Source organism: Bifidobacteriaceae bacterium, assembly GCA_031281585.1.
GTDB lineage: Bacteria > Actinomycetota > Actinomycetes > Actinomycetales > WQXJ01 > JAIRTF01.
In genome coordinates, this window is record JAITFE010000126.1 from 1 (window position 1) to 14,128 (window position 14,128).

The 14,128-nt window shown below is 68.9% G+C and carries 13 protein-coding genes; 8 read left to right on the forward strand and 5 right to left on the reverse strand.

Annotation, left to right across the window (positions count from 1 at the left end; all coding sequences use genetic code 11):
- Positions 1-56 precede the first annotated feature (56 nt).
- On the reverse strand, positions 57-305 hold the full coding sequence (locus tag LBC97_13575) for a DUF3791 domain-containing protein (protein MDR2567056.1): 249 nt from the start codon (positions 303-305) through the stop codon (positions 57-59).
- 409 nt (positions 306-714) lie between these two features.
- Between LBC97_13575 and LBC97_13580 the strand changes: the two genes are divergently transcribed.
- On the forward strand, positions 715-933 hold the full coding sequence (locus LBC97_13580) for a hypothetical protein (protein MDR2567057.1): 219 nt from the start codon (positions 715-717) through the stop codon (positions 931-933).
- A 99-nt stretch (positions 934-1,032) separates the two neighbouring features.
- Here the strand turns inward: LBC97_13580 and ndk are convergent, their stop codons facing one another.
- From ndk to LBC97_13600, 4 genes are all read right to left on the reverse strand, one after another.
- Positions 1,033-1,470 (reverse strand): nucleoside-diphosphate kinase, encoded by a 438-nt coding sequence (ndk, locus tag LBC97_13585; GenBank protein ID MDR2567058.1) that lies wholly within the window; start codon positions 1,468-1,470, stop codon positions 1,033-1,035.
- Between the two features lie 112 nt (positions 1,471-1,582).
- On the reverse strand, positions 1,583-2,983 hold the full coding sequence (locus tag LBC97_13590; protein ID MDR2567059.1) for a dihydrofolate synthase: 1,401 nt from the start codon (positions 2,981-2,983) through the stop codon (positions 1,583-1,585).
- A 2-nt stretch (positions 2,984-2,985) separates the two neighbouring features.
- Positions 2,986-3,651: an XRE family transcriptional regulator gene (locus LBC97_13595; GenBank protein MDR2567060.1), complete on the reverse strand. Its 666-nt coding sequence runs from the start codon at positions 3,649-3,651 to the stop codon at positions 2,986-2,988.
- A 473-nt stretch (positions 3,652-4,124) separates the two neighbouring features.
- Complete coding sequence (locus tag LBC97_13600) at positions 4,125-5,396, reverse strand: ammonium transporter (protein MDR2567061.1); 1,272 nt, start codon at positions 5,394-5,396, stop codon at positions 4,125-4,127.
- Between the two features lie 249 nt (positions 5,397-5,645).
- Between LBC97_13600 and glnT the strand changes: the two genes are divergently transcribed.
- From glnT to LBC97_13635, 7 genes are read left to right on the forward strand one after another with little or no spacing between them, the layout of a single operon-like run.
- Entirely contained in the window at positions 5,646-7,046 is a 1,401-nt protein-coding gene (gene glnT / locus LBC97_13605; protein MDR2567062.1) for a type III glutamate--ammonia ligase, read from the forward strand.
- 53 nt (positions 7,047-7,099) lie between these two features.
- Entirely contained in the window at positions 7,100-8,047 is a 948-nt protein-coding gene (locus LBC97_13610; protein MDR2567063.1) for a hypothetical protein, read from the forward strand.
- A complete protein-coding gene (locus tag LBC97_13615; GenBank protein MDR2567064.1) occupies positions 7,990-8,688 on the forward strand; it encodes a hypothetical protein in 699 nt (232 codons plus the stop codon). Before LBC97_13610 ends, LBC97_13615 begins: the two co-directional genes overlap by 58 nt.
- 23 nt (positions 8,689-8,711) lie before the next feature.
- Entirely contained in the window at positions 8,712-10,196 is a 1,485-nt protein-coding gene (locus LBC97_13620; protein MDR2567065.1) for an FMN-binding glutamate synthase family protein, read from the forward strand.
- A gap of 8 nt (positions 10,197-10,204) precedes the next feature.
- Positions 10,205-12,466 carry a (Fe-S)-binding protein gene (locus LBC97_13625; GenBank protein ID MDR2567066.1) on the forward strand — a complete coding sequence of 754 codons (2,262 nt, stop codon included), beginning with the start codon at positions 10,205-10,207 and terminating at the stop codon, positions 12,464-12,466.
- Positions 12,463-13,242, forward strand: coding sequence for an electron transfer flavoprotein subunit beta/FixA family protein (locus LBC97_13630; GenBank protein ID MDR2567067.1), 780 nt, complete (start codon positions 12,463-12,465; stop codon positions 13,240-13,242). The genes LBC97_13625 and LBC97_13630 overlap by 4 nt, the downstream gene beginning before the upstream one ends.
- Positions 13,243-13,258: 16 nt before the next feature.
- Entirely contained in the window at positions 13,259-14,122 is an 864-nt protein-coding gene (locus LBC97_13635; GenBank protein MDR2567068.1) for an electron transfer flavoprotein subunit alpha/FixB family protein, read from the forward strand.
- The last annotated feature ends 6 nt before the right edge of the window (positions 14,123-14,128 follow it).

The following is a 14,128-nucleotide window of genomic DNA, read 5'->3' on the forward strand; positions in this document are numbered from 1 at the left end:
CCGGCACCTCGACAGGTCGCCTCCACGCACAACCTGATTCGACCCGTGGTAGAGGATCAACGAATTTCTCCGCCGGCCTGGGCGGCCACCAAGACCAGGTCCGCCACAACGTCCTCGAACGACAGCAGATGTTCGGCCTCGTAATGCTCATCCAAGAACTGGATGGCGCCGTGATCAGCCAGATAACGGTGCGCTTGCCCGCCGGACAAGCCCGCATAGCGGGCAAACTCGGAGATCGCAACCACGGAGTAGCGCGCGCGAGCCTGGTCGTCGCTGCCGCGCGCATTTGTCAAGGCCCTGGCCACTGAACAAGTCTAGCGATGCGGCGCGGCCGCCGAACTGCACGGCTGGCCATCGACTTCGCCCGTTTCAAGTGCCTGAAGTGGCATACGCCTGCGAGGTCGCTCTGGATGTGGACACCGCCCAGCCCTCCAATCGGCACCGTGTCTCTGGCCGGCAGTTCTCCTCCGTCACGGCCAACCCGCGCGCAGCCAAGCACGGCCGGCGGAACGCCACAACAACGCCAAAGCCCTGCGCGAAGGCCGCAGGCCGGTGCGTCGGCCGACGCCTCGTTCTGGATGAAACGGCCTGGCAGTCGCGCATCGGGTACCCGGCCGCAAAGGTGATTCGACTCGGCTGAGGGGCAGCGTCGCTCTCGGCCATCAATGCACCTTCCTGATCGATGCGCTGATTCGGCAGGACTACAGCCGGGGTATGCGAACCACGATCACCGTTCTGACTCAGGCCGTCCAACTCCCAGGGCCGCTGCGCGAGGCGGGGACGGGCGGCAACCTCACCCACGACCCGCACCTCGCGGCCCTGGGCCTCGAGTTGGACGCCACCGTGGTGACTTTCGACTCCGACTTTGCGCGCTCCAAGGGCGTGAAATGGTGGACGCCTGAGACGCCAGCGTCCTGCGAGCGTGGTCAATAGCCGCCCTCCGACCGTGTTGGTGCAGGGCAGCGGAACGGTGATCAGCCGAACGCCGCCGCTGAACACGGCAGCGGCCCGCCGCCAGGTGATTCGGCCGCGTCAGGCTTGAGGGAACCAGATCGCGATCTCGCGGGCTGCGGACTCCGGGGAATCCGAGGCGTGCACAATGTTTTGGATTTCGCCGGTGCCCCAGTCGCGGCCGAAGTCGCCCCGGATGGTGCCCGGCGCGGCCTTGATCGGGTCCGTCGCGCCCGCCATTGTCCTGAAGGCCGTGATGACCTGCGCCCCTTCCAGCACCAGTGCGACCACCGGGCCGGACGTCATGTATTCAACCAAAGAGGGATAGAAGGGCTTGGCGACGTGCTCCGCGTAATGCGCGGCCAGAAGTTCGGGGGTTGCTTGGCGCAGCGCCAATTGCGTGATCTTGTAACCGCGCGCCTCCGCGCGGGCAATGACCTGGCCGACCAGGCCGCGCGCCACCCCGTCCGGCTTGACCAAAATCAGGACCTGCTCAGTCGTTTGTTCGTTTTGTGACATTCTCCGAGCCTACCGGGGACGTCGCCGCGCCCGCCGGGGCCTTGGGCGCCCGGTCCCGGCCGACCGGCCCGGCTCAGCCGACCCACCCCCAGCCAGCCCAGCCGCAGCCGGCCTAGCCCCGGCCAAGCAGAATGCGGACCTCCGCCGCGATGGTGACGCTGCCGGTCGCCAGGACGCCGGTCGCCAGCGGGCCCGGCGCGCCCTCCGAATCGATCTCCGCCAACTCGATCGCGCGGACCAGGGCGTCGTCAAGGCGGTGCACCACCTCCACGCGATCCTCGCCAAAGACCTCGCGGGCCACCGCGCCCAAGACCTCCGGCTCAACAGCGCGGGGCGAACTCGAACGCGTGATCACAACCTGTTGGAGGATCGGCTCCAGCACTCCGAGCAGGCCCTCCGCGTCTTTGTCGTCCAACACGCCGACCAGGCCAACCAACCGGAAGGGGAAAGCCTCCTCGACCGCCTCGGCCAGCGCCTCCGCGCCGGCCACGTTGTGCGCGGCGTCCACCAGCACAGTCGGCGACTGCCGCGCGACCTCGATCCGGCCGGGGGAAACGGCCTCGTCCAAACCCTCTACGTAGGCGGCTCCGGGAAGCGGGTCGACGGCATCGGACATCAACAACTCGACTGCGGCCACGGCCAACGCGGCGTTGTCCGCCTGGTGGGCGCCGAACAAACGCAACGGCGCCTCCTCGTATTCGCCGGCCAGGCCGCGCAGGCGGACCACCTGGCCGCCCACCGCCAGGTCGCGGCCCAGGACCTCGAAGTCGCGGCCCAGCCAGTAGCCGGCCGCGCCGGCGGAGATCAAGGCCTCCTCCAGGACCCGCGCCACAACCGGGGGCTGGTGGCCAATGACCGCCCGGGTCCGGATGATCCCGGCCTTCTCCGAGGCGATCTCCTCCAGCGACGAGCCCAGCCATTGTTCGTGGTCGCGGCTGATCGGGGTGATCGCCTGCACGGTGGATTCGACCACGTTGGTGGCGTCCCACACCCCGCCCATGCCGACCTCCACGATCGCCACGTCGACCGGGGCGTCCGCGAACGCCACAAGAGCCAGCACGGTCAGCACTTCGAAAAAACTCATTTTGGGGCCGCCCGCGGCCTCCGACCGCTGGTCCACCAGGTCCACTATCGAGGAAACCAGGGACCAGGCGTCCAGGAAGGCCGCGCGGCCGATCGGCTCGCCGTCTATCGCGATGCGCTCGCGCACCGAAGACAGGTGCGGCGAGGTGAACAAGCCGGTCCGGAGCCCATGCGAACGCACCAGCGACTCCGCGATCCGCGCCGTCGAGGTCTTCCCGTTGGTGCCCGCCACATGGATCACGCGGTAGGCGCGCTGCGGATCCCCCAGCATGTCCACGGCGGCGCGCACGCGGTCAAGCGTGGGCGCGAAGTCGTGCTCCGGCGCGCGTTTCAGGATTTCGCGGTAGACGGCCTGGAGTTGGTCCTCCAGGGCCTCGTCGGGCTGGACGCTACGGGCGGGCCCCCCGGGGCCCTTGGGTTGGGCGGCCATGGCTACTCCTCCACCATCGAGTCGGGGTACGCGGTCACCGACAGGAACCGGGCGGGCAGCCGCACCAGGTCGACCGGGCCGTGCGGCCCCTCGCCGTCGAATTGCAGCGCGTCGCCGGGGCGCATTGTGTACGCGTCGTCGCCGTGCGCGTACACCATGGTCCCCTCCAGCATGTACAGCAACTCCGTCCCGGAATGCTGAAACATGGGGAAGACCTCCGAGGAATCGTCCAGCGTCACCAACACCGCCTCCATGCGTTTGTGCGGTCCGCGCAGGGAGCCCAAAAGCTCGTAGAGGTGGCCCTGGCGCGATCCCCGCCGCACAATCCTCGCCCCGTGGCCCGCCGGCACGAACACCGCCTCCGATTCGACCGCCACACCCCTGAACAGCGAGGTCACCGGCACTTCCAGGCCCTCGGCCAGCGCCGCGAGGGTAGCCAGCGAGCAGGACGTCTGCGCGTTTTCAATCTTGGACAGCATCGCTTTGGAGATGCCGCACCGTTGAGCGGCCGCGCCTATGGTCAGCCCCTGCGCGTGCCGGGCCGCCCGCACCTGGGTGCCGATCGCCGCCTTCAACTCCTCGTGCAGCGCTTCCGGCGACGGTTCGGGCGCGTGCCGCTCCTCGCTGCCAGCCGCGATCTCATCGCCTTGGGCGCTCGCTCCGGTCACCCGCCAATGATAGGGCCGCCCCGCCGGTCCCCCGCCGCCCCCGCCTCGGATCGCCCGGCCCCCGACCCGCGCCCCAGGTTTTTCACAGCCGCCGATGCCGTCCGGTCACTCGGCCAGCCCGCGCCTTCAAGCCGACAGGCGTCCACACCTGGCCGGTTCGGGTGCCGCAGATCCGCTGGCGGGCGGTGGGCGCTGCGCTATGAGTGTCCCCATCTTTGAAGGAAAGGACCGTCCCCGGTTTGAAGGGTGGGGACAGATGTGGGTCCTGCGAGTCCGCTGGCGGGCGGTGGGCGCGGCGCCATGAGTGTCCCCGCCTTTGAAGGAAAGGACCGTCCCCGGTTTGAAGGGTGGGGACAGTCCGTGGGTTCCGCCGGGCGGGGCGGGTGCGAACCCCGGGATCACCTTCCGGTTCCCGACCCGCCCGGCGGAAGCAATTGGGGGAACCGGCGCCGCCGGCTCCCGAAAGGGTTAGGTCATTCGCCCGCCATCGCCGGGATTTCGTAGGCGCGTTCGGCGTGGATGGTGATGTCCAGGCCGCGCTCCTCGTCGTCTGCGGCGACCCGGATGCCCATGGTCTTCTTCAAGACCCAGGCGATGACCCAAGTGACGACGAACGAGTAGGCGATCACCGCGATGGCGGCCAGCGCCTGCTTGCCGAGCAGGCCCAGGCCGCCGCCGAAGAACAGGCCCGTCCCCGCGTTGGGTGCGTCCGGCACCGCCAGGAACCCGATCAGCAGCGTGCCGAGGATCCCGCCCACAAAGTGGATTCCCACCACGTCCAAGGAGTCGTCGTAGCCCAGCTTCCGTTTCCAGGTCACGGCGACGGCGCAGACCACCCCGGCGGCCGCGCCTATGATCATGGCCCCAATCCCGTTGACGGCCCCGCACGCCGGCGTGATGGCGACCAGGCCGGCCACCATGCCCGATGCCGCCCCCAACGCCGTCGAATGCTTGTCCCGGACGCGTTCGAAGGCCATCCAGCCAAGGGTCGCGGCGGCCGTGGCCAGCAGCGTGTTGGTCAAAGCCACGCCCGCGTTGTTGCCGGAGGCCAAAGCCGACCCGGCGTTGAACCCGTACCAGCCGACCCACAGGAGCCCCGCGCCCAGTAGCACCAGCGGCAGCGAATGGGGTCGCGGCGGCCGTTTGAAAGACCGCCGCTGGCCCAGCACCAGCACCAGGGCCAAGGCCGCCGCCCCGGAGTTGATGTGCACGGCGGTGCCGCCCGCGAAGTCGATCGCCCCGAGCTTGTTGGCGATCCAGCCGCCCACGTACCCGGTGTCCGGGTTGTCGAAGGAGAAAACCCAGTGGCAGACCGGCGCATAGACCAAGACCGACCACAACGCCGCGAAAACGATCCAGGCCCCGAACTTCATCCGGTCGGCCGCGCCGCCCGCAATGATTCCCGTGGTCAGGGCGCAGAAAATACCCATGAAGCCGACCATGAGCATGGGCGGCAGTCCCGCCGGGTCGGGCGCCAGCATTCCCCGCATGCCGATGAATTCGGTGACATTGCCCAGCAGGCCGCCCCCGCCGTACGAATTGCCGAAGGCCATCGAATAGCCGATCAGCGACCAGGCGACCATGACGACGCAAAAGCCGCCCATCACCATCATGAGCATGTTCAGGGTGGTCTTGAACCCGGTCATGCCTCCGTAGTAGAAGGCCAGACCGGGCATCATCAGCGTGACCAGCGCAGTGCTGGTCAGAATCCAGGCCGTGTCGCCAGCGAGTATTCCGGCATCCATGTACGTCCCTCCTCAAAGTGTTAGGGGTGAACAAAGGACTCCCGCGCCACCCATCCTCAGCGCGGAAAGCGCCCCCCACGAAAACTCCGACGCACCGGGGTGTAAAACCGACGTTTCGGTCACGTTAATTCCGACCCTTCGGCGTAACACGGGTGATCTAATGTCAAGGGACCGGTCCACTGGCGTGACTCACAGTTGCAAGCTAGTGGACGCTACAGCTGGCCGGACAAGACCTTGAAGGAGTACCCCATGACCTCTGTGATCGCCCCCGAAGGACCCGTGGGCCAAGCCCTCGCCCCAAACATCGGCGCGGCCCCGGACCAATCGGACCGACTCAGCCTGACCGGACTGGCCCGCCGCGACGGGATCGAGTTCATCATGGCGACTTTCACAACCATGACCGGCCGGCCGTGCTCCAAACTGGTCCCGATCTGCGCCGCGCCGGACCTGGAGGCCGGCAAGATGGGCTTCGCGGGCTTCGCCGCCGGAGCGATCGGCCAAGAGCCGGGCGACGGCGACCTGGTGGTGATACCCGACCTGTCCTCCTACACCCCGCTGCATTTCATCAAACGGGGCCTGGCCATGGTCCACTGCGACCCGCAGTTGGACGGCCAACCCCACCCCTTCGCGCCCAGGCAGATCCTCCGCGCCCAGATGGCCAAGGCGGCCGAACTGGGCCTGGAGCTCAAAGTCGGCGCGGAGATCGAATACTTCCTGGTGGAAAAGGGCGACGGCTGGGACATCAGGGTGGCGGACCAGACGGACACGGCCCTCCAGCCCTGCTACGACGCCCGCGGCCTGATCCGCCAATTCGACCACCTGACGGACGTGTCCAGGGCCATGGAGTCCCTCGGCTGGCAGCCCTACGCCTCAGACCACGAGGACGCCAACGGCCAGTTCGAGCAGAACTTCGCCTATGACAACGCCCTGGTCACGGCCGACCGCGTGATCACCGCCCGCTACATCATCCGCATGCTGGCGGAAAAGCGCGGCATGACCGCCACCTTCATGCCCAAGCCCTTCATGGACCGGACCGGCAACGGCCTGCACCTGCATATGTCGCTGTGGGACGGGCAGGGCGGCGGCGTCTTCCCCGGCGACTTCACCCCGGAGAATCCCTACGGGTTGTCCAAGACAGCGCTCGGCTACGTGGCCGGCCTGTTGGACCACGCGCCGGGCCTGATGGCGGTGCTGAACCCGACCGTCAACTCCTACAAGCGGACGGCGGCCCTTTCGACGGCATCGGGCGCCACTTGGACGCCGCGCTACGCCAGCTACGGCGGCGACGACCGCGGCGTGATGGTCCGCGTCCCCGACAACAAGCGGGTCGAGATCAGGGTGGGCGACGGCTCGGCCTGCTCCTACCTCGCCATGGCCGCGTGCCTGGGCGCGGGCCTGGACGGGATGGCGCGCCACCTCCACCCGGGTCCAGCCGGCGCGAACCACCACGAGGGCCGGCCCGTGTTGGCCCGCACGCTGATGGACGCGGTTGAGGCCTTCGAGGACGATGCCGTGGTCAGAGCCGTGTTCGACTCCGTAGACCCAGCCGCCGGCGTTTCGCAGTATTACGCCACGCTGAAACGCAACGAGTTCTACGCCTGGCACGACGCGATCTCCGTTTGGGAGATCGAGCGGTACTTGACCGCGTAGTTTCCTCGCAGTACTATTTGATTCACTAGCCGAAACCCATAAGGAGGACCGCCATGTGCGGCATCGCCGGACTTCACTTCCGCAACCCGGACCTTTATCCGCGGCTGGGCGAATTGCTTGGCGCAATGCTGGGGCAGGCCGCCGGGCGCGGCAACGACTCGGCCGGGGTGGGCCTGTACGCAGACCCGGCCACCGTCCCCCCGGGGCAGTCCACCATCTGCGTGCTGGGCGACGGCACCCCCGCCAGGAGCGCGGCCCAGGCGGTGGCCGGCACCACGCCGGGGCTGGGCGACGTCACAGCGGCGGCCTTCGGCCAAAGCCTGGTGCTGACCGCCACCGCGCCGGAAGCGGAGCTTGAGGCGGCCGTCCGCGCCGCCCTACCCGCCGCGACCGTGATCTCGCGGGGCCAGTCGCTGACCGTGCTCAAGGGAATCGGGGAGCCGGAGGCCCTCGCGGCCGAATGGCGCCTGGCGGACCGGGGCGGCTGGCAGGGCGTGGCGCACACCCGCATGGCGACGGAATCCGCCGTCACGCCGGGCGGGTCGCATCCGTTCTCGGTCGGCTCCGACCAGTGCCTGGTCCACAACGGCTCCTTCTCCAACCACGAGTCGATCCGCAAGACGCTGCTCGGCAAGGGCGTCCAGTTCGACTCGCTCAACGACACGGAGGTCGGGGCCCGGTTCGTGGCGGACCGCCTGGCCGAAGGCGCCTCCATGAGGGAGGCGCTGACGGACCTGACCCGCGTGTTCGACGGCTTTTACACGCTGCTGGTGTCCTCCGCCACGGCCTTCGCGATTGTGCGGGACGCCATCGCGTGCAAACCCGCCATTGTGGCCGAGACCCCCGACCTGGTGGCGGTCGCCAGCGAATACCGCTACCTGACCGGCCTACCAGGCATTGAAACCGCTCGAATCTTCGAGCCCGACCCGGAAGTGGTGTACGTATGGGAACGCTCGCAATCGGCAAGTCAACTCGCGTCGACCTCAGCATCAACTCGGTAAGGGAACTCAACCAGGCCCTGCACCAGGCGGAGGCGGGCAGCGCCTGGGAGGTGACCCACCCGAACGGCCAGCACGCCATCGCCGTGGGCCTGACCCTCCCGTTGACCGTGCGGATCGAGGGCCATGTGGGGTACTTCGCCGCCGGCATGAACGAACAGGCCACCGTGGAGATCACCGGCAACGCCGGGGTCGGGGTGGCGGAGAACATGATGTCCGGCCGGGTGCACGTGGCGGGGAGCGCCTCCCAATCCGCCGGGGCGACCGCCCACGGCGGCTTGTTGGTCATCGACGGCGACGCGGCGGCCCGCTGCGGCATCTCCATGAAAGGCGTGGACATCGTGGTTGGCGGCAACGTGGGACACATGTCCGCGTTCATGGCCCAAGCCGGCGCGCTGGTTGTCTGCGGGGACGCCGGAGACGGCCTGGGCGACTCAATCTACGAGGCCCACCTTTACGTCCGAGGCGCGGTCGGCGCACTGGGTGCCGACTGCGTGGAGAAGGACATGCGCCCAGAACACGTCGAAGAACTCGCACGGCTCCTGGCCGCCGCCGGACGCGCCGAAAACCCCGCCGAGTTCCGGCGTTACGGTTCGGCCCGCCAGCTTTACAACTTCCACGTCGACAACGCCTTCGCTTACTGAGCAGCGCCGCAAGGAGACCCACCATGACTTCCACCACCACCTCAACTTGCCCGATGCCGTCCGGCCAAGTCCCCGAACCCCCCGCCGCCGCCAATACGACCGCGCCGACCGACCCGGCGGGGCGTGCGCGGGCGGTTGCGACGGCATCGGCGGGTGTGACCCAAACCGCCGACCCGGCGGCGTTGGGGCTGCGCGAGAACAACACGTTCGACAGGACCACAATGGCGGCCATCCGCCACGCGGCGCAGACCGGGCTTTACGACATCCGAGGCGGCGGGGCCAAGCGGAAACTGCCGCACTTCGACGACCTGCTGTTCCTGGGGGCGTCGATGTCCCGCTACCCGCTGGAGGGGTACCGCGAGCGCTGCGACACGGACGTGGTGATCGGGGCGCGGCACGCCAAGAAGCCGCTGCACCTGAAGACGCCCGTGACGATTGCGGGCATGAGCTTCGGGTCGCTGTCCGGCCAGGCCAAAGAGGCTTTGGGGCGCGGGGCCAGCGAAGTGGGCACCTCCACCACCACCGGGGACGGCGGCATGACCGAGGAAGAGCGGGGCCACTCGGAGACGCTGGTCTACCAGTACCTGCCGTCGCGGTACGGGATGAACCCCAAACACCTGCGGATGGCGGACGCCATCGAAGTGGTGCTGGGCCAAGGCGCCAAGCCGGGCGGCGGCGGCATGCTGCTGGGCCAGAAAATCACGGAGCGGGTCGCGGCGATGCGCACGCTGCCCATCGGGATAGACCAGCGTTCGGCGTGCCGCCACCCGGACTGGACCGGCCCGGACGATCTGCGGATCAAAATCACCGAACTGCGGGAGATCACGGACTGGGAGAAGCCGATCTACGTCAAGATCGGGGCGTCGCGGCCGTATTACGACGTGGCCCTCGCCATCAAGGCGGGCGCGGACGCGATTGTGCTGGACGGCATGCAGGGCGGCACGGCCGCCACCCAAGAGGTCTTCATTGAGCACGTCGGCATTCCGACCTTGGCCGCCATCCCGCCCGCCGTCGACGCGTTGCAAGAGGCTGGCCTGCACCGACAGGTCCAACTGATCGTCTCAGGCGGGATCCGTTCGGGGGCGGACGTGGCCAAGGCGCTGGCGCTGGGCGCGGACGCGGTCTCGATCGGCACCGCCGCCCTGATCGCCTTGGGCGACAACGACCCGGCGCTGGAAAACGAGTACCGCAAGATCGGCTCCGCGGCCGGATACTACGACGATTGGCAGGCGGGCCAGGATCCCGCCGGCATCACCACCCAAGACCCGGAACTCTCCAAACGCCTGGACCCGGTCGCGGCGGGCCATCGACTTGCTAATCTGCTCAGAGTGATGACCATGGAAGCCCAGATCATCGCGCGAGCCTGCGGCAAAGCCCACCTGTTGCACCTTGAACCGGAGGACCTGGTCGCGCTGACAATCGAGGCCGCCGCCATGACCCGGCGGCCGCTGGCCGGAACCAACTGGATTCCGGGGCTCGCGGGCGCGTACGGCGGACCGGGAGCCTAAGAAACACAATGATCGGATTCGCCATTGCCGGATTGACCGCCACAGCCCTCGGCTGGACGGTGCTAACCCGGCGGGTGATGCTGTTCGCCCACACTTTCGGGGCGGGCGCGCCGGAACTGCCGGGCTCCCGACGCGACCGTCCCTGGCGGCGGACCTTGGCGATGCTGCGCGAATTCCTGCTGCACCGCCGGTTGGCCCGCAAGCCGGTGGTCGCCGTGGCGCACTGGCTGACCATGTTTTCCTTCCTGGTCCTGGTCGCCACTTTGGCCCAGGCCACCGGCCAGTTGTTCGACCCGCATTACGAGTTGCCGCTGATTGGCGGGTGGACGCCGTGGAACTGGCTGACCGAGTTTTTCGCCTGGGCGGGGTTGGCCGGGATCCTCGTCCTGATCGGCATTCGGATCGGGGCTTCGCGGCGGTCGGAGGGCCGGCGGTCGCGATTCTTCGGCTCGCACCAGTGGCGGGCCCGCTACGTCGAGGCGACCATCTTGGCGGTGGTCGTGCTGGTGTTGTGGCTGCGCGGTTTGGAGTCTTTGGCGGTTGGCCCGGAGGGGGCCGCCCGGTTTGCCTCGACCGCTTGGATTGGGCGGCTGTACGGCCCCGACCTGCCCGGCGACGCGTTCGCGGTCTGGGTTTGCTCCCTCGCCCTGGCGAAGATCCTGGTCAGCTACGCCTGGATGGTTGTTGTGGGCCTCACGCCCACAATGGGCGTCGCCTGGCACCGCTTCCTGGCTTTCCCGAACCTGTGGACCTCCCGGAACCCTGACGGCTCCCCCGCTTTGGGCGCCCTGCCGGGGTTGGTGGTGGACGGCCGGGCCGTGGACCTTGAAGACCCGGAGTTGGACGAATCGGTCTTTGAGCGCCTCGGCGCGGGCGTGGTCGCGGACCTGACCTGGCGCGACCGCCTCTCCCTGGCGACTTGCACCGAATGCGGCCGCTGCCAGGAGGTTTGCCCAGCATGGGCCACGGACAAGCTGCTCAGCCCCAAGTTGCTGGTGGGCGCCCTGCGCGACCACGCCTTCGCCGCCGGGCCGGGGGCGGTCTTGTTCGGCCCGCATTCGCACGAGCAGTTTTCGGGTGGCCCCGGCTCTGATTCGGACGCCTCCTGGACCCAATTGGTGGGCGGCTCCTCCCCGTGGGCCGTCAGCGCCGAGGCCCTGTGGGCCTGCACCACCTGCGGGGCCTGCACCGACGCCTGCCCGGTCGGGGTGGAGCACGTGGACCAAGTGGTCGAGTTGCGGCGCCACCAGGTGCTGGTGGCGGGCGAATTCCCAACCGAATTGGCGGGCGCGTTCCGCAACCTGGAACGCCGCAAGAACCCCTGGGGCATGCTGCCGAAGAAGCGCCTCGACTGGACCCGGGGCTTGGACTTCGAGGTGCCGGTCCTGGGGCGGGACGTGGAGTCGCTCGCGGAGGTCGACTACCTGTACTGGGTGGGCTGCGCGGGCGCGTTCGACGATCACGGTCAGGCGACCGCGCGGGCCCTGGCCCAGTTGCTGCGCCGGGCCGGGGTCAGTTTCGCGGTGCTCGGCGCCGCCGAATGCTGCACCGGCGACCCGGCCCGCCGCACCGGCAACGAGTCGCTGTTCGCCAGCCTGGCCAGCGGCAATGTGGAAACCCTGAATGAGGCGGGGGCGACCCAAATCGTGGTCACCTGCGCGCATTGCCTGAACTCGCTGGCGGGCGAATACGGCCCGTTCGGCGGCCGCTACCAGGTGGTCCACCACACCGAACTGCTGGCGAGGCTGATCGAGGAGGGCAGGCTGGCGCCCGAGGCTTTGCCGGACGGGATTGCCGGCGAGGTCACCTACCAGGACCCCTGCTACCTGGCGCGGCACAACAACCAGGTGGCGGCCCCCCGCCAAGTGCTGAACGCGATCCCCGGCCTCAAGCTGGTGGAGATGGCGCCGTCCGGGCGGGCGGGGAACTGCTGCGGCGCGGGCGGCGGCCGCATGTGGTTGGAGGAGTCCGGGACCAGGATCAACGCCCGCCGCTTCGGCCAGGCCGCCGCCACCGGCGCCGGGGCGGTCGCCACCGCCTGCCCGTTCTGCAACGTCATGATGGCCGACGCCGCCGCCGCCGTCTCCGCCGAAACCCAAGTCCGCGACGTGGCCCAACTGCTACTAGCATCCCTCCCGGAAATGGGGACGGTACCTATTTCCGGCTCGCCGGAAATAGGTACCGTCCCCATTTCCGTTCCCAGCGATCCCACAACCACCGAAACCGACCTTTCGGAGCGAACTGGTCAAGTCAGCGAGGAGTCACCGTGAAGATAATTGTGCTGGTCAAGTACGTGCCTGACATCGAGGCCGGGTACGAGTTCAACGCCGCGCGGCGGCTCGACCGCACCGGGGAGGGGCTGCTCAACCAACTCGACGAGTACCCGTTGGAGGAAGCCCGCCGCCTGGCCACGGACCTGGGCGCGGAAGTGGTGGCCCTGACCGTGGGTCCAGACGAGGCCGAAGAGGCGGTCCGCCGCGCCCTCCAGATGGGCGCGGATTCCGGGGTCCACGTTTGCGATGAGGCGGTGGAGGGCTCGGACGCGCTGGCCACCTCGCTGGTCTTGGCCGCCGCCATCGAGCACCTTGGCGGCGCCGATTTGATTCTTTGCGGCGCCGGGTCGGCCGATTCGACGACCTCCCTAGTCCCCGTCCAGCTGGCCGCACGGCTCCAGATTCCCGCATTGACCGGTGCGGCCAGCTTGACGGTCCAAGCTGGCGTGGCCGCCATCCGCCGGGACGAGGACAAGTTTTCATTGGAGTTGGCCGCGCCCCTGCCCGCCTTGGTGTCAGTGACGGACAAGGCCAACGAGCCCGCCTATCCCTCGGCCAAAGCGGTGATGCTGGCCCGCAAGAAGCCGGTCGAGGTCTTGGAGCTTGAAGACCTTGGGGTGGATTCAGCCGCAGTCGGCGCCGGGGCGGCCAAAGCCCAAGTGCTGGGGATTGAGCCGGTCCCGCCCAGGGCCGGCGGCCAAGTGCTGGACGCCGAATCCGAAGACGTGGTGGCGGCGTTCGTCGCCCTGCTCCAAGCCAACGCGCTGATCTGAGGGGAATGGGATAACGATGGCTGAAATCCTGGTTTTGCTGACCGACCCAAACACGGACGAGGAACTCCTGGCCCTCGCGGCGACCTTGGGCACGCCGGTGGGCGTGCGGGTCGAGGGCGGTTCCGAGGCGGCGGCCCATCCCGGCGCGGTGGCGGGAGCGCTGGCGGAAGTGGCGTCCGGGCGGCCGGTCGCGGCGGTCTTGCTGCCAGCTGGGCTGTTCGGAGCCGAGGTCGGGTCGCTTTTGGCGTTGCGCCTCGGGTCGGGAGTCATCACGGACGTGACCGCGATCGCCGCGGACTTGACTGCCACGAAGCCCATCATGGCGGGCACGGCGCTGGCGCGGGTCCGGGTGGCTGAGGGCCTCCCGATCTTCACGGTTCGCCCCGGCGTCCAGGCGCCGCCGTATACCGGCCAGGCCGAAGAGGTCGCGGTGGCCCCGCCCCCGCCTGACCCGGGCGAAGCGCTGGTGGAGGTGAGGGGGGTGGCTGAGCGGACGGCATCGGGCACGAGGCCTGACTTACTGAGCGCCAACATAATCGTGTCGGCGGGGCGGGGCACGGGCGGCGACCTGGCGGCGGTGGAGGAACTGGCGGACGCTTTGGGAGCGGCGGTTGGCGCGTCGAGGGCGGCGGTGGACGCGGGCTGGGTCGACTCGTCGCTGCAGGTGGGGCAGACCGGGAAGACCGTGAACCCGAAACTGTACGTGGCGGCGGGCATCTCCGGCGCGATCCAACACCAGGCGGGCATGCGCGGGGCGGGGCTGATTGTGGCCGTCAACGAGGACCCGGACGCGCCGATCTTCGAGATCGCGGACCTCGGCATTGTGGGCGACCTGGCCGAAGTCCTCCCGGCGGCGGCCGCCGCGGTCCGGTCCCTCTGACATGAC

Bases quoted from the DNA above. Each gene is read 5' to 3' on its own strand.
- ndk (MDR2567058.1), bottom strand. From the start codon at position 1,470: ATGTCACAAAACGAACAAACGACTGAGCAGGTCCTGATTTTGGTCAAG.
- LBC97_13635 (MDR2567068.1), top strand. From the start codon at position 13,259: ATGGCTGAAATCCTGGTTTTGCTGACCGACCCAAACACGGACGAGGAA.
- LBC97_13600 (MDR2567061.1), bottom strand. From the start codon at position 5,396: ATGGATGCCGGAATACTCGCTGGCGACACGGCCTGGATTCTGACCAGC.
- LBC97_13590 (MDR2567059.1), bottom strand. From the start codon at position 2,983: ATGGCCGCCCAACCCAAGGGCCCCGGGGGGCCCGCCCGTAGCGTCCAG.
- glnT (MDR2567062.1), top strand. From the start codon at position 5,646: ATGACCTCTGTGATCGCCCCCGAAGGACCCGTGGGCCAAGCCCTCGCC.
- LBC97_13620 (MDR2567065.1), top strand. From the start codon at position 8,712: ATGACTTCCACCACCACCTCAACTTGCCCGATGCCGTCCGGCCAAGTC.
- LBC97_13610 (MDR2567063.1), top strand. From the start codon at position 7,100: ATGTGCGGCATCGCCGGACTTCACTTCCGCAACCCGGACCTTTATCCG.
- LBC97_13615 (MDR2567064.1), top strand. From the start codon at position 7,990: ATGGGAACGCTCGCAATCGGCAAGTCAACTCGCGTCGACCTCAGCATC.
- LBC97_13580 (MDR2567057.1), top strand. From the start codon at position 715: ATGCGAACCACGATCACCGTTCTGACTCAGGCCGTCCAACTCCCAGGG.
- LBC97_13625 (MDR2567066.1), top strand. From the start codon at position 10,205: ATGATCGGATTCGCCATTGCCGGATTGACCGCCACAGCCCTCGGCTGG.